This window comes from Bradyrhizobium sp. S3.7.6 (genome assembly GCF_054061875.1).
In genome coordinates, this window is sequence record NZ_JBSSEQ010000001.1 from 2,609,714 (window position 1) to 2,631,645 (window position 21,932).

General features: G+C 65.3%; 21 protein-coding genes. 11 read left to right on the forward strand and 10 right to left on the reverse strand.

Annotation, left to right across the window (positions count from 1 at the left end; genetic code table 11):
* Positions 1-109 precede the first annotated feature (109 nt).
* On the reverse strand, positions 110-1,720 hold the full coding sequence (locus ACVJ5M_RS12395; RefSeq protein ID WP_063981552.1) for a phytoene desaturase family protein: 1,611 nt from the start codon (positions 1,718-1,720) through the stop codon (positions 110-112).
* A 178-nt stretch (positions 1,721-1,898) separates the two neighbouring features.
* Here ACVJ5M_RS12395 and ACVJ5M_RS12400 point away from each other — a divergent pair, with 178 nt between their 5' ends.
* Positions 1,899-4,178 (forward strand): fused MFS/spermidine synthase, encoded by a 2,280-nt coding sequence (locus ACVJ5M_RS12400; RefSeq protein ID WP_063981553.1) that lies wholly within the window; start codon positions 1,899-1,901, stop codon positions 4,176-4,178.
* Positions 4,179-4,319: 141 nt separating this feature from the next.
* On the opposite strand, the gene ACVJ5M_RS12405 is transcribed toward ACVJ5M_RS12400, so the two are convergent.
* On the reverse strand, positions 4,320-5,303 hold the full coding sequence (locus ACVJ5M_RS12405; RefSeq protein ID WP_063986145.1) for a glycerophosphodiester phosphodiesterase: 984 nt from the start codon (positions 5,301-5,303) through the stop codon (positions 4,320-4,322).
* Between the two features lie 142 nt (positions 5,304-5,445).
* Between ACVJ5M_RS12405 and ACVJ5M_RS12410 the strand changes: the two genes are divergently transcribed.
* Positions 5,446-6,708, forward strand: coding sequence for a hypothetical protein (locus ACVJ5M_RS12410; RefSeq protein WP_063981554.1), 1,263 nt, complete (start codon positions 5,446-5,448; stop codon positions 6,706-6,708).
* 2 nt (positions 6,709-6,710) lie between these two features.
* Here ACVJ5M_RS12410 and ACVJ5M_RS12415 read toward each other — a convergent pair whose 3' ends face one another.
* On the reverse strand, positions 6,711-7,493 hold the full coding sequence (locus ACVJ5M_RS12415; RefSeq protein ID WP_063981555.1) for a L,D-transpeptidase: 783 nt from the start codon (positions 7,491-7,493) through the stop codon (positions 6,711-6,713).
* Positions 7,494-7,820: 327 nt separating this feature from the next.
* Between ACVJ5M_RS12415 and ACVJ5M_RS12420 the strand changes: the two genes are divergently transcribed.
* On the forward strand, positions 7,821-8,144 hold the full coding sequence (locus tag ACVJ5M_RS12420; RefSeq protein WP_063981556.1) for a hypothetical protein: 324 nt from the start codon (positions 7,821-7,823) through the stop codon (positions 8,142-8,144).
* A gap of 116 nt (positions 8,145-8,260) precedes the next feature.
* Here the strand turns inward: ACVJ5M_RS12420 and ACVJ5M_RS12425 are convergent, their stop codons facing one another.
* Together ACVJ5M_RS12425 and ACVJ5M_RS12430 are read right to left on the reverse strand one after the other, a co-directional pair.
* Positions 8,261-9,022, reverse strand: coding sequence for an ABC transporter permease (locus ACVJ5M_RS12425; RefSeq protein WP_028147642.1), 762 nt, complete (start codon positions 9,020-9,022; stop codon positions 8,261-8,263).
* Complete coding sequence (locus ACVJ5M_RS12430; protein ID WP_231143124.1) at positions 9,019-9,942, reverse strand: ABC transporter ATP-binding protein; 924 nt, start codon at positions 9,940-9,942, stop codon at positions 9,019-9,021. Before ACVJ5M_RS12430 ends, ACVJ5M_RS12425 begins: the two co-directional genes overlap by 4 nt.
* A gap of 288 nt (positions 9,943-10,230) precedes the next feature.
* On the opposite strand from ACVJ5M_RS12430, the gene ACVJ5M_RS12435 reads away from it, so the two are divergent.
* Positions 10,231-10,953 carry a hypothetical protein gene (locus ACVJ5M_RS12435; protein WP_231143122.1) on the forward strand — a complete coding sequence of 241 codons (723 nt, stop codon included), beginning with the start codon at positions 10,231-10,233 and terminating at the stop codon, positions 10,951-10,953.
* Positions 10,954-10,988: 35 nt separating this feature from the next.
* Here the strand turns inward: ACVJ5M_RS12435 and ACVJ5M_RS12440 are convergent, their stop codons facing one another.
* Positions 10,989-12,167 (reverse strand): cytochrome P450, encoded by a 1,179-nt coding sequence (locus ACVJ5M_RS12440; RefSeq protein WP_231143120.1) that lies wholly within the window; start codon positions 12,165-12,167, stop codon positions 10,989-10,991.
* Positions 12,168-12,183: 16 nt separating this feature from the next.
* Positions 12,184-13,392 (reverse strand): ABC transporter substrate-binding protein, encoded by a 1,209-nt coding sequence (locus ACVJ5M_RS12445; protein ID WP_354097210.1) that lies wholly within the window; start codon positions 13,390-13,392, stop codon positions 12,184-12,186.
* 104 nt (positions 13,393-13,496) lie between these two features.
* On the opposite strand from ACVJ5M_RS12445, the gene ACVJ5M_RS12450 reads away from it, so the two are divergent.
* Positions 13,497-13,976 (forward strand): MarR family winged helix-turn-helix transcriptional regulator, encoded by a 480-nt coding sequence (locus tag ACVJ5M_RS12450; protein ID WP_231143117.1) that lies wholly within the window; start codon positions 13,497-13,499, stop codon positions 13,974-13,976.
* 9 nt (positions 13,977-13,985) lie between these two features.
* Here ACVJ5M_RS12450 and ACVJ5M_RS12455 read toward each other — a convergent pair whose 3' ends face one another.
* On the reverse strand, positions 13,986-14,663 hold the full coding sequence (locus ACVJ5M_RS12455) for a TetR/AcrR family transcriptional regulator (protein WP_425364254.1): 678 nt from the start codon (positions 14,661-14,663) through the stop codon (positions 13,986-13,988).
* A 172-nt stretch (positions 14,664-14,835) separates the two neighbouring features.
* Here ACVJ5M_RS12455 and ACVJ5M_RS12460 point away from each other — a divergent pair, with 172 nt between their 5' ends.
* The 4 genes from ACVJ5M_RS12460 to ACVJ5M_RS12475 all read left to right on the forward strand — a co-directional run bounded on the left by ACVJ5M_RS12460 (position 14,836) and on the right by ACVJ5M_RS12475 (position 17,543).
* Positions 14,836-15,699, forward strand: a complete 864-nt coding sequence (locus ACVJ5M_RS12460; protein ID WP_354099569.1) for a DUF3313 domain-containing protein — start codon at positions 14,836-14,838, stop codon at positions 15,697-15,699.
* A gap of 62 nt (positions 15,700-15,761) precedes the next feature.
* Positions 15,762-16,016, forward strand: coding sequence for a hypothetical protein (locus ACVJ5M_RS12465; protein WP_231143115.1), 255 nt, complete (start codon positions 15,762-15,764; stop codon positions 16,014-16,016).
* A 117-nt stretch (positions 16,017-16,133) separates the two neighbouring features.
* Complete coding sequence (locus tag ACVJ5M_RS12470) at positions 16,134-16,460, forward strand: hypothetical protein (RefSeq protein ID WP_354099554.1); 327 nt, start codon at positions 16,134-16,136, stop codon at positions 16,458-16,460.
* Between the two features lie 141 nt (positions 16,461-16,601).
* Positions 16,602-17,543 carry a LysM peptidoglycan-binding domain-containing protein gene (locus tag ACVJ5M_RS12475; RefSeq protein WP_231143113.1) on the forward strand — a complete coding sequence of 314 codons (942 nt, stop codon included), beginning with the start codon at positions 16,602-16,604 and terminating at the stop codon, positions 17,541-17,543.
* Positions 17,544-17,598: 55 nt separating this feature from the next.
* On the opposite strand, the gene ACVJ5M_RS12480 is transcribed toward ACVJ5M_RS12475, so the two are convergent.
* Together ACVJ5M_RS12480 and ACVJ5M_RS12485 are read right to left on the reverse strand one after the other, a co-directional pair.
* Positions 17,599-18,672 carry a tartrate dehydrogenase gene (locus ACVJ5M_RS12480; protein WP_231143112.1) on the reverse strand — a complete coding sequence of 358 codons (1,074 nt, stop codon included), beginning with the start codon at positions 18,670-18,672 and terminating at the stop codon, positions 17,599-17,601.
* Positions 18,673-18,693: 21 nt separating this feature from the next.
* Positions 18,694-19,992 carry an MFS transporter gene (locus ACVJ5M_RS12485; protein WP_063986148.1) on the reverse strand — a complete coding sequence of 433 codons (1,299 nt, stop codon included), beginning with the start codon at positions 19,990-19,992 and terminating at the stop codon, positions 18,694-18,696.
* Between the two features lie 156 nt (positions 19,993-20,148).
* Here ACVJ5M_RS12485 and ACVJ5M_RS12490 point away from each other — a divergent pair, with 156 nt between their 5' ends.
* The gene (locus ACVJ5M_RS12490; RefSeq protein ID WP_063981565.1) at positions 20,149-21,066 is read left to right on the forward strand and encodes a LysR family transcriptional regulator; all 918 of its coding nucleotides are present in this window, start codon (positions 20,149-20,151) and stop codon (positions 21,064-21,066) included.
* Between the two features lie 38 nt (positions 21,067-21,104).
* Positions 21,105-21,929 carry an aspartate dehydrogenase gene (locus ACVJ5M_RS12495; protein ID WP_063981566.1) on the forward strand — a complete coding sequence of 275 codons (825 nt, stop codon included), beginning with the start codon at positions 21,105-21,107 and terminating at the stop codon, positions 21,927-21,929.
* The last annotated feature ends 3 nt before the right edge of the window (positions 21,930-21,932 follow it).

Below are 21,932 nucleotides of genomic sequence, written 5' to 3' on the forward strand. Positions count from 1 at the left end.
GCAGCTTTTGCACCGCCTTGTACGGGGCGCGCCGGGCCTGCCGCGCGCAGGCGACCCACTGCTTTCTCACAGCCTTGCCAACAGCCTGTCCACAGCCCTTTCCACAGACCTATCCACGGCTTCCGAACAGCGAGCGGTGATCCCTCAAGATCGCCTGTGCGGCGTTGTGGCCTGGGGCGCCGGTGACGCCGCCGCCGGGGTGAGCGCCGGAGCCGCAATGATAGAGGCCCTTCAGGGGACCGCGATAGTCGGCATGGCCCAGCATCGGCCGCGCCGAGAACAGCTGGTTCAGCGTCAGAGCGCCGTGGAAGATGTCGCCTCCCAGCAGGCCGAATTGCCGTTCGAGGTCGAGCGGGGAGAGGATCTGGCGGCCGAGCACGCTTGCCGCAAAGCCGGGTGCGTATTTGTCCACCGTCGCGATCATGAGATCGGCGACCTCCTCGCGATGGTCGTCCCAGGACTTTCCGTCGGGCAGTTCGGGCGCGACGTGTTGGCAGAACAGGCTCGCGACGTGTTTGCCCGTCGGTGCGAGCGTGTCGTCGAGCGTGGAGGGGATCAGCATTTCGACGACAGGCTCCCGGCTCCAGCCTAGCGCGCGCGCGTCGAGATAGGCGCGGTCCATGTAGCCGAGGCTTGGCGCCAGGATGATGCCGGAGGTGAGGTGATCGCCGTCGCCCGGGAGCGTGGTGAAGGAGGGCAGGCGGTCCAGCGCCACGTTCATGCGGAAGGTGCCGGAGCCGTTCTTCCAGTGCCGGATGCGCGCGAGGAAGTCCGGGGGCAGGGCGTCGGCCGCGATCAGCCGCGTATAGAGCAGCTTTGGATTGACGTTGGCCGCGACATATTTCGCGCGGATCGTCTCGCCGTTGTCCAGCACCACGCCGACGGCGCGGTCGCGCTCGACGATGATCTCGCGCACACCCGCATCCGTGTCGATCGTGACGCCGCGGCCCTGCGCGGCGCGCGCCATCGCCTGCGTGATCGCGCCCATGCCGCCGATGGCGTGGCCCCAAACGCCCTTCTTGCCGTTCACCTCGCCGAAGGCGTGGTGCAGCATCACATAGGCCGAGCCCGCCGCGTACGGACTGGCATAATTGCCGACGATGGCATCGAAGCCGAACAGCGCCTTGACCAGATCGTGCTCGAAGCGCTCGTCCAGCATCTCGCCGGCCGAGCGGGTGAAGAGATCGAGCAGGCTGCGGCTTTGCTCCAGCGTCAACCCACGCAGGATGTTGGCACTCTGGATCGCGTTCACCACTTCGCGGATCGCGTTCGTGCCAAAACCGTCGAGCAGGTTCGGCGGCGCACGCAGCACGAACTGCCGCAGCACGTCGGCGATGTCTTCCAGTTCGCGCGAGAACCCGTCGAGCGCGCTCGCGTCGCGCGTGCTCAGCCGCGCGACGGACTCCTTCGTCCGCCCCTCGCCGGTGAGCAGATAGCTGCCGTCGGGCGCGGGCAGAAAATTCTGGGCGCGCCGCTCGACGATCCGCAGGCCCTGTTCAGTGAGGCCCAAGTCGCGGATCACCTGCGGATTGAGCAGGCTCACCGTGTAGGCCGCGACCGAGTTGCGGAATCCGGGGTGAAACTCCTCCGTGACCGCGGCCCCGCCGACCACCTTGCGGCGCTCGACGACGCGCACGCGCAGGCCCGCCATCGCGAGATAGGCCGCGCAGGTGAGGCCGTTATGGCCAGCGCCGATGATGATGACGTCGGTTTCGCTCATGAAGGATTCAAAATGTTCCGCGGTCTTTCCGGGATGGTCCGAAGGACCAGACCCGGAATGACATCTGTATATCAAGCAATCGTCGCTGCAACATCACGAGACCCTTTATTGCCCGTTCATGCGCCCTGTGCTCCATTGCGCGCGTCCGGCGCCCGCCGGGGTTTGAGCCGGAGCTTCCATGGATTCGATCGTGCAACCCGCCGCCACGGAGCAGCCGTCCTCGTCGCGCAACCGGCTGCTGCTGACGGTCTACACCGCCGCGATCTTCGTCAGCGCGCTGCTGCTGTTCTCGGTGCAGCCGCTGTTCGCCAAGATGGTGCTGCCGCGGCTCGGCGGCTCGCCGGCAGTGTGGTCGGTGGCGATGGTGTTCTTCCAGTCGCTGCTGCTGGCGGGCTATGCCTATGCGCATCTCTTGATGCAGATCAGGAATCGCATCGTTCCGGTCGCGGTGCATCTGGTTTTGCTGATCGCAGCCTTCGCCACGCTGCCGCTCGGCGTCGCCACGGCCTACGGCGATCCACCGGCCTCCGGCTATGCGTTCTGGCTGCTCGGCCTGTTCGTGGTCTCGATCGGCCTGCCGTTCTTCGCGCTCGCAGCCAACAATCCGCTGCTGCAGGCCTGGTTCGTCCGCACCGGCCATCCTGCCGGACACGATCCCTATTTCCTCTATGCATCCTCCAACATCGGCAGCTTCCTCGCGCTGTTGTCCTATCCGTTCCTGCTGGAGCCGATTTTCACGCTGCACACGCAGAACCGGTTCTGGACCCTTGGCTATGGCCTCCTGATCCTCCTGATCGCCGCCTGCGGCGTGCTGCTGCTGCGTTCGCCGAAGCTGGCCGTGGTCGACGCAAAGACCGAGGACGTCAATGCGCCGGCGCCAGGCATCGTGACGCGGCTGCGCTGGATCTTCCTCGCCGCAGTGCCGTCCGGCCTGCTGATCGCCGTCACGGCACACATCTCGACCGACGTCGCGGCGGCGCCGTTGCTCTGGGTGCTGCCGCTGTCGCTGTATCTGCTCACCTGGGTGGTGGTGTTCCAGTCGCGGCCGCTGCTGCCGCACAAATGGATGCTGATGCTCCAGCCGGTCGCGATCGCGGGCGTCATCGTCCTGCTGGCGTTCGGCGGCGAACAGAATCTGCTGCTGACCCTCGGCGGCCACCAACTGTGCTTCTTCGTCATCGCCATGGCCTGCCATGGCGAGCTGGCGCGGACACGGCCGGCCGCCAAATATCTCACGGGCTTCTATGTCGCGCTGTCGTTCGGCGGCATGGTCGGCGGCCTCTTTGCCGGCCTCGTTGCTCCATTCACCTTCTCCTGGATCGCCGAATACCCGATCCTGGTCGCGCTCGCCGCGCTGTGCCGGCCGCCGGCGAACGAGCGGCTGGCGGGCATCGTTAGATGGTACTGGCTGGCACTCGCCGTGCTCGCGGTGGCGCTGGTCGCGCCGTCTTACATGACCGGCGATCTCTCGACCTGGTTCGAGGATCATCGCGTCTGGGTCGCGGGGGCCGTCGGCGTGCTCGCGGCACTTCTGGCGCTCGCGCTCAACGCCAGCCGCTGGAAGATCTTCGCCACCGCCGCGCTCGCGCTGGCGTTGATCCGCGTCTATCCGGCGGACGAAGGCCGCGTCACGACGGTGCGCAGCTTCTTCGGCGTGCACAAGATCGTGGTGACGCCCGGCGGCTACTTCCATGTGCTGATGCACGGCACCACGATCCACGGCGCCGAGCGCTTCCGCAACAATGACGGCACGCCGGTCGTCGGCCGGCCCGAGCCGATCACCTATTACCACAAGGACGGCGGTATCGGTCAGGCCATCACCGCGATCCGCGAGCGCAAGGGCGCGCCGCTGAAGGTTGCGGCAATCGGCGTCGGATCGGGCACGCTCGCCTGTGCCGCCGAGCCCGGCGAAAGCTGGACCTTCTTCGAGATCGACCAGTCCATGGTCGACGCGGCGAGCGATCCGAAGAACTTTCGCTACATATCGAGCTGCATGCCGGGCCTGAAGCCGGTGATCGGCGATGCTCGCCTCACCTTCGCGAAAGAGCCCGACGGCGCTTATGACCTGATCATCGTCGACGCCTATTCGTCGGATGCGATCCCGATTCATCTCGCCACCGAAGAGGCGATGGGTATCTACAAGGACAAGCTGGCGCCGCACGGCGCCGTGGTGATGCACGTCTCCAACCGGCACCTCGATCTCGAGACCGTCGTGGTCGGCATCGCCGATGCCAACGATCTGAAGAGCTGGGTCTTCAACGAGGATTCCGGACGCGACGGGGACTACATCTTCTCGACCGACGTCGTCATCTCCGCGCGCGAGGAGGCCGACGTCGGCCGGCTCGCCTCCTCCAAGTCATGGGAGCAGACCGAAGCCGACGACCGGGTGCGGGTCTGGACCGACGACTATTCCAATATTTTGGGCGCGCTGTACCGGCGTCTGCGGGATGGGGAGTAGGGCTGCTACGACACCATCGCGCGCCGCGGACGCTGCGCAGCGCGTAGCGGTGCGCTGCAGAGCCGGGGCCTACGTTTCTGGGTCCCGGCTCTGCGTCGCGTTATTTCATGCCGCGCCGCGTCCGGGACACGAGATCGAGCGCTACGGCACGACCGGCGTTCCCGCCGGCAATGCAATTCCCTTCTCGCCCGCGACTTGCCGCAGCAGGTCCGGCCTGTCCGAGATGATGCCGTCGACGCCGAGCTCGATCATGCGCGCCATGTCCTCGCGCTTGTTGACGGTCCAGACCACGATACGCAGTCCGAGCGTGTGTGCCTCCGAGACGACCGCCTCGGTTACATCGCCGAAATAGGGCGACCAGACCGTGCCGCCCGCAGCCTTGATCGTCCGCGGCAGCGAGCCGCCGTGATCGGCCGGGCTGAAACCCGCCGTCCAGTTCGTCGCCTTGTCCAACGCCACCGTCTGGCCCGAGCCGCGCTGGAGCGTCAGGTAGACCGTCGGAATCGTGGGCGCCTGCTGCTGGACGAGCAACAGGGTCCGCCAGTCGAACGACTGGATCATGACGCGATCGGAAAATCCTTCGGCCTCGATCAGCTGGAGCAGCTTTGCGACAAAGCCTCGCGGATCGAGCGACTCGTCCGGATGGTTTGGATCGATCTTGGTCTCGATGTTGAAACGCACGCGCGTGTTGCCGGCCTTGCGCACCAGCGCGAACAGCTCGCCCAGGGTGGGAATGCGTGTCCCTGGCACGGCCCGCTGGTCGGGGAATTGCTTCGCGTAGGAACTGTCGGGCCGGATCTGGCCGACGTCATAGGTCCTGACGTCGGCCAACCGCAGCTTCACGAACGGTGTACCGGGCGCGGCGACATAAGCGCCGCCTGCATCGCGCGCGAGGTCGGGATTGAGCCCGCGTTCATGCGACACGACGACCTCGCCATCCGCGGTCACGCCGGCGTCGAGCTCCAGCGTGTCCACGCCCATCGACAGCGCGTTGGCGAAGGCCGGCAGGGTGTTTTCCGGCAACAGCGCGCGCCCGCCGCGATGCGCCTCGAGATCAAAGGCCATGGCTTGTCCCGCAGTGAGAACCGAGAGCACGATCAGGATTGTCGCGGCACGTGACGGCATCAAGGTTCGCAGCCCAGGTGAAAAGAGGAGCTTATGAAATCTTCGCCCGGTTCGTCCAGCTTCGTGGTCGACAGGTGCTTGACGGCGGCCGGGGAAGGCGGAAACTGGCTCTCAAAAAACAACGGTTCAGGGAGCCATTCATATGCGGCTTATCTTCATCGCAACGATGGCGATTCTCATGGTCGGACAGGCGCTAGCCAAGGATGTGCTCTCGGGTGCGAGCCTCTACGAAGATGTGGCGCGCTATGCGTCCTTCGGTCTGCACCGCTTCGGCTCGGCGGGCGATCGCGCGACGGCCGACTGGATCGCCGGCGAGATGAAGCAGGCGGGTTTCGAAATCAGCTTCCAGCCCGTCGTGCTCGGGCGGCAATATGTCGTCGAGCGGGCCAGCGCTGAAGCTGCCGGCATCTCTGTCGAGGCGACGCCATTCTGGTGGCCGCCGGAGGACAAGGCCAGCTTCCATCTCGCCGCGCCGCTCGCGCGCGATGGCGATGTCACCGGCAAGATCCTTCTGCTCGATCTGCCGTTCGATCGCGGCGCCTATCTGGGGCCGACCCATCGTACGGCGATCGCGGAAGCCGCGGCAAGGAAGCCGGCGGCCATCCTGCTGATGATCGGCAACCCCGCCGACGACCGCTTCGCCTATAACGTCACGCAGGAGGATGCGCCCTGGCCGGTGCCGGTGATCGTGGTCGGCGCGGCGTCGCGAGCGGTGTTCGAGCGCGCGCTCGCCTCAGGCGCGCGCGTCACCTTCGACGTCAAGGGCCATTACGAGCGCGATGTTGTTGGCCGCAACGTCATCGCCGAGATCGGGGCCGGCCGTGGGCCGGTCATCGTCGTCTCGACGCCGATGACCGGCTGGTACTCGTGCGTCTGCGAGCGCGGCCCCGGCATCGCCAACTTTCTCGCGCTGGCGCGCACCGTCGCCGCCGAGAAATGGCCGGCGCATCTTGTTTTCATCGCCACCGCCGGCCACGAGATCGGCCATGGCGGCATGGAACTGTTTTTGAAGCACGGAGCGCCGGCACCGAAGGACACGCTGGCGTGGATTCATTTCGGTTCGTCGAACGCCTGCTATGCCTTCGCGGAAGGCGCCCGCACCGATCGGCCCGAGCAAGAGCGTTATCTCGTGCTGAGCAAATCCGCCGTCGCACTGACCGACGAGGCTTTTGCGAATGTCGAGGCCAAGCGCCTGGTGACGGAGAAGCAGGCGGTCGGTGAGCTGCGCGATGTGCACGCGGCGGGCTACGCCAATTTCCTCGGCATGGCTGGGCGCCATCGGACGTTTCATACGCCGTCGGACGATCTCGCCGCGACCGGGCCCGAGATCCTCGAGCCGGTCGCGCGTGCCTTCGTCGATGCTGTGCGAAAGATCGTCGAACGCGGCAACGCCGCGTTTCGGTAGCGTCAGTTCTGATAGTAACCGCGCGGCTGATAGTATTGCCGGGGCTGTGGCTGATAGTAGCCCTGCTGGCCGTAGCCTTGATTGTAGTACTGCTGCGGCTGCTGCTGCTGCTGATAGACCTGTGCGTCATACAGCGGGCGGCTAGCCGAGCGCGGCGCGGGATAGCGCGTGCCGGTGTCGCTGCCGTCGGCCGGGTAGATGTAATTGTCGTCCTGCGGCATGTAGCGGCGGGCGGGCTGCGCCGGCGGTGCGAGATTCACGGGATCGCCTGAGGTGGCGTACTGCTCTTCGGCCGGCTGCGGCGCGCGGGCCACTGCTGTGGGGTTGCGGCCGCGCGGGTTGCGGGCCAGAGCCACCTGGGCCGAGCCGGTCAGCGTCACCGTGGTGTTGAGCACGCCCTGCTGCTGCACCAGCGCATAGAGCGTCGAGGCATTCTGACGCGACAGTCGCACGCAGCCGTGCGACGCCGGCGAGCCGAGGCGGCTGACCGAGTCGGTGCCGTGGATGGCGTGCCCGACCTTGGTGAAGAAGATCGCGTGCGGCATCGGCGCGTCGTCGAATTCCTTGGAGTAGTGATCCTCTTCCATGCGAAAGGCGCGGAAGGCGCCGCCCGGCGTTTCGCGCGAGGGGATGCCGGTTGACACCGGCCAGCGATAGCGCGCGACGCCGTCAACGGCGACGGTCATCTGCTGATTGTCCTTGTCGACGGTGATCTCGACCTTGGCCTGGGCGGCGCCCGCGCTCAAAAACATCAATGAGGAAAAAGCGATGAAAAAAGAACGCATCTGGAAACGCATTTGAGTTCTGGCCTCCGGCCTGTTCACGCTAGGCGCCGCGGCTCTCCGTCCCCCGGCGTGCAATATGCCTGCAATCCGGCTTTCGTTCCAGCGGGCTGCCCCTCCATCGTTAACGCGATGCCGGGCGTAAGCAAGGCCGCTTTGTGCCGCGTGGCTGGCGGCGGCGCTGACATTTTCGCGAGCGTGCCGAGCAGTCACAACGCCGACAATTCGTCACAAAGGCGCAACCATTCGGCCGCTTCAGGCGTTGATCGTGGCTGCCCTCGACGGGCGGCTTCCGCTGCCCTTTCCCCTTTAATTCCCTTGGGACCGAAGATGAACAAAGCCCGTATCGCCGCCGCGCAATTGCCGGCCGGTTTGCCCATCCGCCTGCTGTTCGCAGCCACCGCCATCCTGCTCGCGCTGTTGTCGCTGCCGCAACCCGGCCACGCCCAGGGCATCGTGCGCGGCGCCCAGGAAGGCTCCTATGAAGGCAACCGGATCGCCGGGCCTGTCGGTGGCGTGGTTGGCGGCGCGGTGGGCGCCGGTGTTGGAGGGGCCGTCGGTGCGGTGGAGGGCGTGTTCGGTATTCCGCATCACCGCCACTACCGCTGCCGCGGCTACTATGACGGCTACCATCGCTTCCACTGCTACAGGTAAGTCCACCATCGTCATTCCGGGGCGCCCGAAGGGCGAGCCCGGAATCCATTCATCCACCAACTCTGCCGCCCGATGGATTCCGGGCTCGCGACTTCGTCGCGCCCCGGAATGACAGCTCAGTTCTTCAGCCGGTACCCGGTGCGGAAAATCCACCAGATCACGGCGAGGCAGATCACCAGGAACGCCGTCGTCATGCATATGCTGACGGACACGCTGACATCCGCAATCTCGTAGAAGCTCCAGCGGAAGCCCGAGATCAGATAGACGACCGGGTTCAGCAGCGCCACCGTGCGCCAGCCTGCCGGCAGCATGTCGATGGAATAGAAGCTGCCGCCGAGGAAGGTCAGCGGCGTCACCACCAGCATCGGGATCATCTGGAGCTTTTCGAAGCCGTCGGCCCAGATGCCGATGATGAAGCCGAACAGGCTGAACGTCACCGCCGTCAGCACCAGGAAGGTCAGCATCCAGACCGGATGATGGATGTGCAGCGGCACGAACAGGCCGGCAGTGGCGAGAATGATCAGGCCGAGAATGATCGACTTGGTCGCGGCGGCGCCGACATAGCCGAGCACGATCTCGCCATAGGAAATTGGCGCCGACAGGATTTCGTAGATCGTGCCGGTGAATTTCGGAAAGTAGATGCCGAAGGAAGCGTTGGCGATGCTCTGTGTCAGCACCGAGAGCATGATCAGGCCCGGCACGATGAAGGTGCCGTAGCTGACGCCCTCGACCTGGCTGATGCGCGAGCCGATCGCGGCACCGAACACCACGAAATAGAGCGAGGTCGAGACGACAGGCGAGACGATGCTTTGCAGCAGCGTACGCCAGGTGCGCGCCATTTCGAACAGATAGATGGCGCGGATGGCGCGATGATTCATGACGTCCTCACGAGGTCGACGAAGATGTCCTCGAGCGACGATTGCGTCGTGTCGAGATCGTTGAAGCGGATGCCGGCGTTGCGGAGGTCGCTGAGCAGGCTGGTGATGCCGGTGCGCTCGCCCTTGGTGTCGTAGTCGTAGACGAGCGTCGCGCCGCCGTCGCAGAGGTCGAGCTCGTAATGGCTGAGGCTGTCCGGAAGCGTCGTGACCTTGCCCTGCAGATGCAGCGTCAACCGCTTCTTGCCGAGCTTCTCCATCAACGTCGCCTTGTCCTCGACCAGCACGATCTCGCCCTTGTTGATGACGCCGATGCGGTCGGCCATCTCCTCGGCTTCCTCGATGTAGTGCGTGGTCAGGATGATGGTGACGCCGGATTGCTGCAGGGTGCGCACCACCTCCCACATGCCCTTGCGCAGCTCGACGTCGACGCCGGCGGTCGGCTCGTCCAGGAACAGGATCTGCGGCTCGTGCGACAGCGCCTTCGCGATCATCACGCGGCGCTTCATGCCGCCGGAGAGCGTGATGATCTTGTTGTCCTTCTTGTCCCAGAGCGAGAGGTCCTTCAGCACCTTCTCGATATGGGCGGGGTTCTTCGGCTTGCCGAACAGGCCGCGGGAGAAGCTCACCGTCGCCCACACGCTCTCGAAGGCGTCGGTGTGCAATTCCTGGGGCACGAGGCCGATCAGCGAGCGGGCCTTGCGGTACGAGGTCTGGATGTTCTCGCCGCCGACGAGCACCGTGCCTTCGCTTGGGTTGGCGATGCCGCAGATGATCGAGATCAGCGTGGTCTTGCCGGCGCCGTTGGGGCCGAGCAGTGCAAAAATCTCGCCGCGCTTGATGTCGAGATTGACGTTCTTGAGCGCCTTGAAGCCGGACCCATAGGTCTTCGACAAATTGGCGACGGAAATGATGGAGGACATGATGGCCGCAGGGCTGAAAGGTAAAGACTGGGGAGGGGAGGCTGGAACCGTCCGGGAGGAGGTCAGCGGAGCCCTGAAATAGGAATGCACTTGCCCGGCCGCAATTGGCCGGAGAAAAATGGTCTCAAAACAGCCCCTTCGGTGGCAGGTTCCGGGCAAGTGTTGCGCGATGGTCACGGCTTGTGGCTAAGATTGCCGCTCACGCGCCTCTTTGTTGCGTCTGCGAGCAGGCCGTGGCTACGATTCCGGCCAGTCGCAAAGCGTATCGTCCCCAGGGAAAACATCGAGATGAGACCGAACGGCCGTCACACCGCCGGCGCCAGCCAGTTGCCCGCCCTCCGTGTGTGGGCGATCTGCCTGCTCCTGCTGTCAGCTGTTGCCATCAGCCCGACCACAGCCAGGGCGGCGCCGAGCCAGTCCGCGGCCGCGACCACCCATGTCTACCTGCTCCGCGGCGTGCTCAACATCTTCTCGCTCGGGCTCGATACGATCGGCTCCCGCCTCCAGGCGCAGGGCGTCCAGGTGACCGTCGCGAACTTCGTGTCCTGGTCCTCGCTCGCCGATGAGGCCGCGGCCGACTACCGGGCCGGTCGCGTCAAGACCATTGTCCTGGTCGGCCATTCCTCCGGCGCGACCGCGCTGCCGGACATGATCGCCAAGCTCAACCAGCTCGGCGTGCCCGTGAAGCTCGCGATCGGCCTCGATTCCGTATTCAAGACCAGGCTGTCGACCGGCGCCGAACGCTACATCAACATCTATATCGGCGATGGTCCCGGTGAGCCTGTGCGCGCCGCGGCTGGCCTCCGCGGCAAGCTCGACAATGTCGACGTCCGCGGCACCGGCGTCGGCCACATCTCGATCGACAAGAACGAGGCGATCCAGCGCCGCGTCATCGGCGAGATCGACGCCGCCATCTTGCGCTCGCGCGCCCCGGCAGGTCCGGTCGCCGAACCCGGCGCACCCAGGGCCCCGCGGCAGGCGCGCTCGGCGGCGGCGACGGCCAGGAACTGAGGGCGCGTGGCGCCCGCAGCACCGCGTGATGCCGCCTAAGCGGCGGTCACGCGGACGGGCATGCTCTCCAGCCCACGCAGGGAATTGTTGAGCCTGCGTCTGGGCTCCGCCGTGAGCTCGATGGTCTTCACGCGCCTTGCGAGCTCGCCGAAGATCAATTCGCCTTCCAGACGCGCGATCATCTGGCCGACGCAGGCGTGAATGCCGGCGCCGAAGCCGACATGCCCGGTCGCACTCCGTTCGACATCGAAGCGGTCGGGTTTGCCCCACCGCGCCGGATCGCGGTTGGCGGAGGCCATGAACAGCAGCACCTTGCGGTGCGCCGGGATCACGCCGCCACTCGTGTCGACCTTGCGCGAAGTGGTTCGGAAGAACGTCTGCACCGGTGAATCATAGCGCAATCCTTCCTCGAAGGCGTTGCGCGCCAGTTCCGGCTTGTGGTGCAGCTTGCGATATTCATCCGGATGCGTGGCGAGTGCCAGAAGGGTGTTCCCGATGCCGTTGACGGTGGTGTCGATCCCGGCGGTGAGGAACGGCCGCACCAGGTGCGTTGCTTCGTGCTCGGTGATCTCGCCGTCGTCGGCCGCCTGATAGATCATCATGCCGAGCCCGTCTGGCTGCAATGCGTCCCGGGCGCAGCATTCCATGATCCAGCTCTGTGCGGCGAGGCCCGCCTTGCGCGATGTGGCCAGCATTTCGTTCTCCGGGCCAAAGCTGTCGAACACGAAGGTGCTCCAGGCCAGCAGCTTCTCGCGGCCGTCAGGCCGGATGCCGATCGCATCCGGAAACACTTTCATGGGATAGGCCTCCGCAAGATCGGTTACGGCATCGAAGGTGCCTTTGTCGATCAGTTCCGAGACCTTCCTCTCCGCCTCCTGCTGAAACGTCTCGCGCAGCTTCCTTGCGACGCCCGGAGACAGCGTGCGGCCGAGAACCCGCCGGCCCTTGTCGTGATCGGGCGGGTCGATCTGAAGCGTCAGCGGCTTTGGCAGCGCGGGATTCATCCCGTGAAGGCCGACACCCTCGCCGCTGATGAAGGTCTTCCAGTCCTTCAGGGCGGGCTCGACTTCGGCATAGCCTGCCATGGCCCACACGCCATACCGCTCCAGCGCGAACGCAGGCCCGAGCGCGCGCAGCGCTTCATAGGCGGGATAGGGATCCATCAGGAAGTCAGGCGCGAACGGGTCGATCGGACTGGATGCAATGCCGCTCATGGTCAGCTCCCGGCCGTTATTGTGTGGTCAGCGGACACTTGCCTTCGCTCTCCGCGCGGAATGCGTCCTCGCCCTTGATCGTGGCGACGACCTTCAGCAGGTCCCAGGCCGAATTCGACTCCTCGGGCGCCTTGACCTGGAGCAAATAGAGCGGGTGGATCTTGCGTCCGTCCTTGCGGATGTAGCCCTTGCCGAACAGCGGATCGTCCGTCGGCATCTCCTTCATCGCGGTGACGACGGCCTTGCCGTCCTTGGCGCCGCCGACCTTGTCGACCGCCTTGAGGTAGTGAATGACCGAGGCATAGACGCCGGCCTGCATGTCGTTGGGATAAGCCTTCGAGGGAATGCGCTCGGCGAAGCGTTTGGCGAAAGCCCGCGTGCCGTCGTTCAGATCCCAGTAGAACGGGTTCATGATCTGCGCGCCCTGTGCAAATTTCAGTCCGAGTGAGGGAAGGCCGTTCATCCCCAGGATCAATCCGACCAGCTTGTGGTCCTTGGTCAGCCCGAACTCGGCGGCCTGCTTCATCGAGGTGATGGTATCGTCGCCGGCATTGGCGAAGCCGACGACGTTCGCGCCCGAAGCCTGGGCCTGGAGCAGGAAGGAGGCGTAGTCGGCCGTTCCCAGCGGATGCCGCACGCTGCCGAGCACCTCGCCGCCGGACGCTTTCACGGCCTCCGCGGCCTGCTTCTCCAGATCGTGGCCGAACGCGTAGTCGGCGGTGATGAAGAACCACTTCTTGCCGCCCTGCTGCACGATCGCCTTGCCGAGGCCACGCCCGTAGGCATAGGTGTCGTAGGTCCAGTGCACGGTGTTGGGCGTGCATTTCTCGCCGGTGAGCAGCACCGTGCCGGCGCCCGATCCGACGAAGACCTTGTTCTTCTCGGCGCTCATGCCGGCGACAGCGAGCGCGATCGAGGAGTTGGGGATGTCGAAGATCGCGTCCACGCCGTCATTCTCGTACCAGCGCCTGGCGATGCCGATCCCGATGTCGGTCTTGTTCTGGTGATCCGCCGCGACGACCTCGACGGGCTTGCCGGCAGCCTTTCCGCCATAGTCTTCGACCGCCATTTTTGCGGCGACGACCGAGCCGATCCCCTGATAGCTCGCGAACGGACCGGATTGGTCGTTCAGGATGCCGATCTTCACGGCATCCTGGGCAAAGCCCGGCGCGGCAACCATCATCGAAGCCAAAATGCACAATTTGTGCAGGAATTTGCTGTTCATTGTGTCCCTCCCATATGCGGTCTTGGTGCCGCTAAATAATAGTTATATTTTATAGCTATTTTTGAGAGTGTCAATTCGGCTGTGGCCGCCGCGGATTGAGGATCATGAGCTCGAAAACCGTAAGACCCGGGTTGAAGTCCGATCAGCAGCCGGAGAAATCGCTGGACCTGCGCGCGCTCCGGCGGACGCCCGGCTTCATGCTGCGCCTCGCGCAATTGAAGTTCTTCGAAGGCTTTTACGAGGAGTTCGCCGCGTTGGGCCTGACGCCGGCGACCTATGCGATCTTCGCCGTCATTCGTGACAATCCCGGCGTGCCGCCGAGCAGCCTCGCCAGCCTGCTTCGGCTGCGCCTGCCGAACCTGATCAAGATCCTGAACGAGCTCGAATCGTCCGGCTTCATCAAGCGCAACCGCTCGAAGGCGGACCGCCGCGCCGTCGAGCTGATGCTGACGCCGAAGGGCGCTAAGCTCATTGCCGAGGGGGCAAGGCTGACGGAGCCCTATAACGAAAAGATGCTGGCCCCGCTCAGCGCGTCCGAGCAGCGCACGCTGCTGGAATTGCTGAACCGGCTCCTGCCGCTCTAGGGGCGGGCTCTATCGCTTCCTGACCAGCTTCAGGGGACGACCGGTCTTCTGAATGCGGGGCTTGATCGCAGCGCTCTGTGCGTCGGGCGGGTTCAGGAAGCGGACGAGCATCGTTCTCAGATGCTCTACGCTCTGCTTGATATCCAGCTTCGGATTGCGGATCGGCATGGCGCGGGATCCGTCGATGAGGGCGATCAGGATGTTTGCCGTCGCGTCCGGATCGAGTCCCGGATCCACCCGTCCCCGGTCTTGCGCCTGGCGCAGGAAGTGGCTCCACATACGGCGGACGGCCGCCGTGTGCCGTTCGATGACCTTGGCGAATTCCGGATTGCGGGCGGCCTCCGCGAGGCCATCCAGATTGAGGATCTGGGCGGGACGAAATCGCAGGCTGGATTCCTCGATATCGACGAGCAGCGCCTCGATCACGTCGGGGGCGGCCAGAATTTTTTCGAACTTTTCGGCCGACCGCGCGAGACCGAGGTCGATCATCGCCTCGATGATCGCCTCCTTGCTCGCGAAGTAGTGATAGAGGTGGCCCGGACTGATGCCGGCTTCGGTGCAGATATCTGTCGTGCTGGCGCCGCGGAAGCCGTCCCTGATGAAGCAGCGGATCGCCGCGCCGAGGATTTCCCCGCGCTTCTGCTCATGCTTGACGGGGTCGACTTTCCTCAAACGGGACATCTCCATTCACACCCGCCCCGTTTAGCACGACGGTCCGCCACGAGAAAATCAAAATTAGAGAGTTCCATCTATTTATGTTGACGGATGTTGCGAGGCGTGAGAAGTGATTATTAGAGCGATCTCTCTAATAAGCTGCCGATGCGGGAATGGGACTATGCGCTTTCCACGGACGGCCCTGATGGGTGCCGCGCTTGCGCTCGGAGGGTGTGCGACCGCGCCGCTCGAACAGGCCGGCTCGCTCAGGAGCTACGACCGGATGTCGGAAGCGAACGGGCTGGTGACGCGATCGAAAATCCGCGTGAACAAGCAGGATGTGCTGGCGGCGAAGACGATCCGGATCGCATCGACCGTCTTTCCCGCGCGCACCGATGTCGTGTTGAACGAAAAGGAACGTCGCCTGGTTGCGAACGCCATCAGCCGCGAGCTGTGTCTCCGTTTGAGCGAGCGCTTCCGCATTGTCTCATCCGACGACGATGCCGATCTCACGGTGCAGGCGACGGTGACGCATGCCGCGCCGACCAGCCCGACCGCCTCCGGCGCATCGAAGGCCCTGTCGATTGCCAAGACCGTTGCGCTTCCCGGCGTGCCGGTACCGGTGCCAAGGCTTCCGGTCGGGCTCGGCAGCCTGTCGGTCGAGGCGGAAGCGCGCGATTTTGCAGGATTTCAGAAGGCGGCCATGGTCTGGGCGCGCGGCGCCAACTCGATTACCAACTCTCCGCGGGTCGCCAATGAGGGCGATGCCTACGATCTCGCCGCCGATTTCGGCACGAACTTCGCAAAACTGGTTACGACCGGAGAGTCGCCGTTCGGCGGCATCCCTGCGCTGCCGCCGATGGACAGCATTCCCGTGCGCCTCGGCGGTGCACCCAAATACGTCGCCTGCGAAGCGTTCGGACGGTTTCCCGGCATCACCGGCATCGCGGGGCAGGGGCTCGGCCTGCCGCCGGCCTGGACCGATTCCGGCGCCAAGGAGAGCCCGGCCAACAATCCGGCCCCGCCGCCTGTGCCCGGAGCGAATTCAGAGCAGGCGCTGACACAGTGACGCGGCCGCGCGCCCCGCAACATCCGAGCTCGACATATTGGTAGCCGATCAGAGTTGATGACATGCTGACATCCGGAATAACTCGCCCTTCCCAACGCGCCTTGCGCCAAAGCGCAGCACGCGACGATGCGCGCGCGAGCAGCGTTCCCCTGTTCACGGCCGATGAGGCGTGGTGCCGGACGAACGCAGATCGGCATGCAGTCGACGAGAGGGATGACCAGGACTCGATGCTCGAGCCCGGCTTCTGGATGACGGCCCTGGTCGCGTTCCTGCCCACGGTCGCCGGCTGCCTCTATCTCGTCCTGACCCAGGGATGAGGCGCGCAGCGAGCGCGGCACCGGGGACAAGCGATGCATTCACGATATGAGTTGGCGTGCGGCCAGCGAAGGTCCGTCTTCGGCCGCCGCAGATCTCTGGCGGCCTTGTCCGCCGTCTTGACGCTTTTGCTGGCGGGATGCGCATCGAGCGGGAATTTGCCTCCTGTCTATCATCCTCCGCGTCCGCCTGGTGCCAAGGCGGTGCAGGAGGGCGTCAGGAAGGCAGTCGCCGAAGTCAAGCTGACCGGGGGACTCGAGACATCCGCCGTCCGTCCTACCGACCACGGGCCGGCGTCGTATTTCGTCTGCCTGAGGCAGCGCGGTGGTCCGTCCGATAGACACCCGGCCTATTCGGTCTTTTTCGACGATGACGCCTACAAGGGAATCCAGAGCTCGGTGATCCTCGACGCCTGCGAAGCCCAGCCATGGGTTCCCTTCAAATGATGCCGGGGATGTAAGGGGCAGAATGAGAACCTCGACCGACGGGCGTCACGGGCGCGGTTCCGTGCCCCAAAATCCACCCAATCGGTGGTCACTAAGCCCGCGGAGGAGGCCTTTGCCTCCTATGGCGGGACTGCTGGACGGATGATCGATTTGAGGCGGCTAGTCGTGCTGGCAGCGGTTGCGCTGCTCGCCCTAGGCACCGGCATGGCCGTTGCCTCACCTGCGAAGCCGAAGCGCCCCGCGGTCGCGACCGCTGCGCCGCCGCCTCCCGCTCCGCCGGTCGAGCCGCTGCCGCCGCCAAAAATCTACCTGTTCCGTGGCGCCATGGGGCCGATCTTCTCGACCGGCATGGACCGGCTCAGCGAAAAGCTGACGAAGGCCGGCTTCTCGGCCGACGTCTATGAATTCACCATCTGCCGATGGATCGGCGATCGTGTCATCTCCAGCTACAAGGAGAACCCGGCGCCGATCGTGCTGATCGGCCATTCCATGGGCGGGCTGTGCTCGGTCGTGATCTCCGAGATGGCGGCCAAGGAGAACATCCGGATCAGCCTCGTCATCGCCATCGATTCCGCGCATGCGACCGGCGACGTGCCGCTCAATGTCGAGCGCTTCATCAACATCTTCCTCTCCGACAGCGTGCTCGGCGGCGGCGACGTCGTGGCCGTGCCCGGCTATCGGGGCCATTACGCGAGCTACGACCTCAAGGAGAACAGCCGCGTCTCGCACATCAACATCGAGAAGTCGGACGACATCCATCGCCAGATCATCGAGATGGTGACGCAGCTGCCGCGCATCCCCGCGCAGAGCCAGGCCGATGCGGTACCGTTGCGCTATCTCGTGCCGCCGAACACGCCGGTGGAATTGTGGGACAGCGGCGTGCGGGTGCCCGTGCGCGCCGGCGACACCATGGAGAGCATCGCTGCAGCCCGCCGCGTGCCGCTGTGGACGCTGGCGCAGAGCAATTCGCTGGCGGAGAACGCGACCCTCACCCCCGGCCAGTCCATCATCGTCCCGCGCCATCTGACGCCGCCGGAGCCTGTGGCCGCGATGGCGGCGCCGCCGCCGCAAGGGCGGAAGTAGTTGATCCACAACTCGTCATGGCCGGGACAAGCCCGGCCATGACGTCGAGTAGCGATTACACGTTCGTCCCGTGGATCGCGTCGATCACGGCGTCCGTGACTTCCTTCGTCGTCGCCTTGCCGCCGACATCGGGCGTCAGCACGCCGGCCGCGCAGACGCGCTCGACCGCCGACATCAGCCGTATTGCCGCGTCCTTCTCGCCGAGATGCTCGAGCATCTGGGCACCGGTCCAGAAGGTCGCGACCGGGTTGGCGATGCCCTTGCCGGTGATGTCGAACGCCGAGCCGTGGATCGGCTCGAACATCGAGGGGAAGCGGCGCTGCGGATCGATGTTGCCGGTCGGCGCCACCCCGAGGCTGCCGGCGAGCGCGCCGGCAAGATCGGAGAGGATGTCGGCGTGGAGGTTGGTCGCGACGATCGTGTCGAGGCTCTTCGGATGCAGCGTCATGCGCACCGTCATGGCGTCGACCAGCATCTTGTCCCAGGTGACGTCGGGGAATTCGGCCGCAACTTCGGCTGCGATCTCGTCCCACATCACCATGCCATGGCGCTGCGCGTTCGACTTGGTCACGACGGTCAGGAATTTGCGCGGGCGTGACTGCGCGAGCTGGAAGGCGTAGCGCATGATGCGGGTGACGCCGACGCGGGTGAACACCGCGACCTCGGTGCCGACTTCTTCCGGCAGGCCCCTGTGCGCACGGCCGCCCATGCCGGCATATTCGCCTTCCGAGTTCTCGCGCACGATCACCCAGTCGAGATCGCCGACGCCGACATTGCGCAGCGGCGAGGCGACGCCGGGCAGTATCTTGGTCGGGCGCACATTGGCGTATTGGTCAAAGCCCTGGCAGATCGGCAGGCGCAGGCCCCACAGCGTGATGTGGTCGGGCACGTCGGGCGCACCGACTGCGCCGAAATAGATCGCGTCGAACTTCTTCAATTCGGTGAGCCCGTCGGCCGGCATCATGATGCCGTGCTTCTTGTAATAGTCCGAGCCCCAGTCGAACGTCTTGACGTTGAAGGCGAGGTCGCCGCTGCGTTTTGCCAGAGCCTCCAGCACGCGGATTCCGGCCGAGATGACCTCGGGGCCGATGCCGTCGGCGGGAATTGCTGCGATCGAATGGGTGCGCATGAAGATGCTCCGTTTGAGATGTCAGTGGGATTGCGGGACGGGTTCGACGGGCGCGGTCTGCGCGCGCGACAATAGCAGGGTCAGGACCGCGGAGAGAACGAGCAGGCCGCTGACGAAATAGAGTCCGCCGACAAAACTGCCGGTCTGCTCCTTGATCCAGCCGATCATGGCGGGTCCGACGAAGCCGCCGAGATTGCCGATCGAGTTGATGGTGGCGATCCCTGCTGCGGCCGCGGGGCCGGACAGGAACAGCGTCGGCATGCTCCACAGCGGCGGCTTGGCCGAGGAGATGCCGATGTTCACCAGCGCCAGCGCCACCAGCACGGTGACCACGCCGGTCGCAAGGCCGGCAAAGGCGAGCCCCACGGCCGCGAGCAGGCAGGCGAGCACGACGTGCCAGGTGCGCTCGCCGGTGCGGTCCGAATGCCGCGCCCACAGCACCATGGCGACGACGGCGGCGGTTGCCGGCAGCGCATTGAGGAAGCCGACCTGGAGCGTGGACAGGCCGAACTGCTTGATGATCTGCGGCGCCCAGACGCCGAGCGTGTAGAGGCCTGCCGAGGTGCCGAAATAGATGAGCGCGAGCGCCAGCACGCGCGGATCGGCGAGCCCGCGCCAGATGCTGTGGCTCGCGGTCGCGGCCTTGCTGGTGGTTTCCGCATTCATGACATCGACCAGCCATCGCCGCTCGTCGTCCGCGAGCCATTTTGCCTTTTCCGGGCGGTCGGTGAGGAATGCCAGCACAACGAAGCCAAGCAGCACGGCCGGCAGCGCCTCCAGCACGAACAGCCATTGCCAGCCCTTGAAGCCGAACAGGCCATCCATTTCCAGCAGCGCGCCGGAGACGGGCGATCCCAGTACGGTCGACAGCGGCGCCGCCGCCATGAATAGCGCGGTCACCGCGGCGCGCTGGCGCGCCGGGAACCAGTAGGAGAGATAGAGGATGATGCCGGGGAAGAAGCCGGCTTCGGCGACGCCGAGCAGGAAGCGCAGCACATAGAAGCTGGTCGGGCCCTGCACGAAGGCCATCGCGGCCGACACGAGGCCCCAGGTGATCATCACCCGCGCGATCCATATCCGCGCGCCGACCTTGTGCAGGATGATGTTGGAGGGCACCTCGAACAGGAAATAGCCCCAGAAGAAGATGCCGGCGCCGAAGCCGTAGACGGTGGGCGACAGGCCGATGTCCTTGTTCATCGTCAGCGAGGCGAAGCCGATATTGACGCGGTCGATGAAGGCCACGAAGTACAGCAGCATGATGAAGGGAACGATGCGCCAGGTGATCTTGCGCAGCACGCGCGTCTGAATCTCGCTCGCCACCCTGGCCTCCTCGAGTTCCGGTTTGTTGTTGTATCGGCGGACCCGGAGGTCCACGCCGGCAACGAGCCTAGGCGGGGGAAGGAGGCATACTCAATTGGCGCTGGTTTATACAAAAAAATGATATAATCCTCGCCTGGCGAGACGAGAGGACCTTGGATGGAATTGCATCAGTTGCGATGCTTCGTGGCGGCGGCCGAGCGGCTGCATTTCGGCCATGCGGCGCAGCAGCTCCAGATGCTGCCCTCCGCGCTCGGCCGGCAGATCAGGCTGTTGGAAGAAGATCTGGGAACGCGGCTGTTCGCACGGACCACGCGCGCGGTGTCGCTGACGGAAGACGGTTCGACGCTGCTGCGCGATGCCCGCGCCATCCTCGCCAAGGTCGAGGCGGTTGAGAGCAATCTGCGCAACCGCTCGCGTGCCGGCGCCGCGCGGCGGCTGCGGGTCGGCGCCATCGACAGCGCGGCAGCGGGATTGCTGCCGCCGCTCTTGCGCGATTTCCGCGACAAGCATCCTGAGATCGCGGTGCAGCTGCTCGAAGACAAGACCGTCCGGCTGCTGCCGAAGATTTTGACCGGCGCGCTGGATCTCGCCTTCGTCCGCCCGCCCGACAGTGCGGACAAGCGGCTCGAATTCCGCGATCTGCTCCAGGAGACCGCGATCGTGGCGTTTCCGCAACGCCACCCGCTCGCCGAGCGCAAGTCGATCACGCTGGCGCAGATCGCCGACGAGGCGATGCTGGTGCCGGACCGCCGCTCGCGGCCACACAGCCATGACCTCACGATCAAGCTGTTCGAGCAGGCCGGGCTGACGCCGCGCATCGTGCAGGTCGCCGACGAGAAGCAGACCATCATCCATCTGGTGGCAACGAAGCTCGGCGTTGCGATCGTGCCGCGCTGGACCACGCGGATGGCGGTATCAGGCGTGCGCTTCGTGCCGCTGCGGCCGAAGCAGAGCGGCCCCATCGGCCGGCTGCCGCTTGCCGCCGCATGGCTGCGCGGTTCGCGCGACCCGGCCCGCGATGCCATGCTGGCGGTGCTGGAGGCGCGCCTGCGCAGCTATGCGCGGGAGGCGTGAGCGGCTATGACATTGGCCTGGCGAGAAGGTGGGACGCGATGACTGCACAGAAAGCTTCGAACGAATTGCGGGTTGCCATCGCAGGCCTGGGCTCGATCGGCACCAAGATCGCGACCGCACTCGATCAGGGCATCGAGGGGCTGACGCTGTCCGCTGTCGCCGTGCGTGATCCCGCCAAGCATCAGGCGTTTCTGGGCGGCCTGCGTCGTGCGCCATCCGTGCTGCCGATCGATCAGCTCGGTGACGCCGCGGATATCGTGGTCGAATGCGCGCCGAGCGGCCAGTTGCGCGCGATCGTCGAGCCCGCGGTGAAGCGCGGCAAGGCCGCCGTCGTCGTCAGCGTCGGCGGACTGCTCGACAATTTTGATCTGGTCGATCTCGCCCGCGCCAATGGCGGCCGCATCATCGTGCCGACCGGAGCGCTGATCGGGCTGGACGCCGTCAACGCCGCCGCAATCGGCACCATCAACTCGGTGAAGATGGTGACGCGCAAGCCGATCGACGGTCTGAAGGGCGCGCCCTTCATCGTCGAAAACAACATCGATATCGACAATCTACGCGAGCCGCTCAAACTGTTCGAGGGCACCGCGCGCGAGGCCGCAAAGGGCTTTCCAGCCAATCTCAACGTCGCGGTCGCGCTGTCGCTCGCGGGCGTCGGGCCGGACCGCACCTCCGTGCAGATCTGGGCCGATCCGACCGTGACGCGCAACGTTCACCGCATCGAAGTCGAGGCGGATTCGGCGCGCTTCTCGATGTCGATCGAGAACATCCCGTCGGAGAATCCCAAGACGGGCCTGATCACGGCGCTCTCCGTGATCGCGCTGCTACGCAAGCAGCGCGCCACGCTTTGTGTCGGGACGTAACCT